Annotated in this window: 1 protein-coding gene; it reads right to left on the reverse strand. The window is 54.7% G+C overall.

The window, feature by feature from the left end; translation table 11 throughout:
* The coding region (locus Xvie_RS19995; RefSeq protein ID WP_244175751.1) for an Ig-like domain-containing protein at nucleotides 1–2457 on the reverse strand (2457 nt) is incomplete at both ends.

Consider the following 2457-nt stretch of genomic DNA (forward strand, 5'->3'; position numbering starts at 1 on the left):
GTCATGCCGGTATCCACCGTTTTGGGATCACCCGCTTCATTGTTGCCGTTAACCGGCTTCACGGTGATCGCGAGGGTTTTCCCTGCATCGGCCTGTTCCAGTTGTTTGCTCAGGGTGCCGGTTTTGTTCTGGGCATTCTTGCCGTTGTCCGGTACGGGCTGGTAAGTTGCCGCCGGAGTGCCTTTTTCATGCCAGGCATATTGGGAGAGGTCAGTGGCATCCCCGCCGTTACCATTAAAGGTGTACTCAGCCGTCAGCGGTTTATTGATTTCCAGCTCCCCGCTCAGGACAATCTTGTCGATAGCCGGTTTGGCATTCGGATCTGCCACGCCGCCCTTGCCGTTACCGCCGGTAATGCCTTTATTGGTGTTCGGATCGCTCACATCGGTGGTCAACGGGGCTTTAGCCCGCAGATTGGCCTCGTTCGCTGCCAGTACCGACACCTCCAGTACCTTACCGATATCACTGCTCTCAATGGTGTACTTCACCTTATCCTTATCTGTCGCCCCGGCTGCCACCCGGCCTTCACCGTTTTTCTGTGCCCGTTCTATTGGCTCTTTTGTTCCTGCGGCATCTGCCAGTGCAACGACCCGTTTCGCCGTGGTGCCTTTCTCGCCCCAGACATAGAACGAACGGTCTGTGGCATTGCCCTCTTTGGCATCAAACTGATAGACGGCATGCAGGACCCCCTTGACATGCAACACCCCTTCCAGTTGCAGGTTGCTGATGCTAGGCGCTTTGTTTTCATCAAACTCAATTACCGTCTCCTGCTTTCTGTCCGTGCCATCAAGGGTGGTGGTCAGTGTCCAGTTACCGGTTTTCTGCCCGGCGGTGACAACCACTTCGTATACGCCGTCTGACACCTCTTTCACTTCACCGATTTGCGGCTCTTTGCCTTCCCCCTGCAATGTCCCTGTGGCATTGACTTTGATGCTGTCTTTTGCACCGGTGACCGGCTTGCCCTGTTTATCTTTCAACGCAATCCGCAGGGTTTTGGTGGAAACGCCATCGGCTGCCAGCGCATGACTGCCCTCTGCCGGTTCAACAGTGGGACTGCTGGGATCGAGGATATCCGCCAGTGATTGCCCAAAAGTGATGGTGGCAGGACGTTTCATCTGCTTGCCGAACACTTCCGGTGTTAGCGTCCATTTGCCTTTTTTCGCGCCGGCGGTGACCGGCACTTCATAGAGTCCACTGCCCGGCGGCACTTCTTTGGCCTGCCCATAGGAAGGCATGTTGCCTTTGCCATACAGCTCGTGGTTATCCCCGATCAACTTAATGCTGTTCCCGGCACCGGTGATGGGGTGACCATTGATATCTTTCAGGTTCAATTTAATGACCGTCTTGTCACCCTCATTGGGCAGTTCGCCTTTTTCGGGAATAAACTCAGATTTGTCCAGATCAACCAGATCGGCTTTTGAAGCACCAAAGGTGATTTCCGTCGGGGTTTCCAGTGGCTTGCCCTCTATCTTGGTAATGATTTTCCATGCCCCGGTTTTATCACCGGCTTTCACCTTCACTTTGTAAATCCCGCTGCTTTCCGGCTCTTCCCACACCTTATCGAGGGTCGGTTTGTTTTTGCCGTCGCCGGCCAGTTGATCGCCGTTGTCTTCAAAGGTCATGCTGTCCCTGGCGTTCGGGATCGGATTGCCGGCGTTATCTTTCAGATGAAGTGTCAGTACCGTGCTGTCCTCGTTGTCGGCGGCGAGAACGTTCGTGGCGGGCGTAAACTGCGAGCCCCGGGTATCGACAATCTCTGTCAGCGACTGACCAAAGTTTATAATGGTCGGTTTCAGCGCCTTGCCGTCTACCGTCGGGGTGATTTTCCAGGTGCCTTTTTTCTTGCCGGCGGTCACTTTGGCCTTGTAAATCCCGCTGCCTGCCGGGTCTTCCCTTATCTCGCCCAGTGATGGGTTGGGGTTCTGGCCGTACAATTCGCTTTTGTCATCGGTCAGCTTGATTTTATCGGTTGCACCGGTGATGGGGTTGCCATCCTTGTCTTTCAAATTCAGGATGATGTCGGTGCTGTCACCTTCCTTGTTCAGCATGCCATTTTCCGGTTTAAATTCCGTCTTATCCGTGTCGATCATGTTTGCCAGCGAATCACCAAAGTCGATGACCGTTGGGGCCAGTGCATGACCATCCACCGTGGGCGTGATTTGCCATTTACCGTGCCTGGTACCCGCAGTAGCAGTCACCTCATAAATCCCACTGCCTGCCGGCACTTCTTTCACTTCCGTCCCCAGCGCCGGATCGTTGCCGTCACCGGTCAGTTTTGTTTTATCATCGGTCAGTGTGATGCTGCCTGCCGCACCGGTTACCGGCTTGCCGTCCTTGTCGGTCAGTTTCAGGCGGATAACCGTCCGGGTTTTACCGTCAGCCACCATCGATTTATTGGTGGGTTCAAAGCCGGAGCCGGCCGGGTTGACCGCGGAAGCGATGACCTGTATCTGGGTT

Source organism: Xenorhabdus vietnamensis (genome assembly GCF_002127535.1).
GTDB classification, from domain to species: domain Bacteria; phylum Pseudomonadota; class Gammaproteobacteria; order Enterobacterales; family Enterobacteriaceae; genus Xenorhabdus; species Xenorhabdus vietnamensis.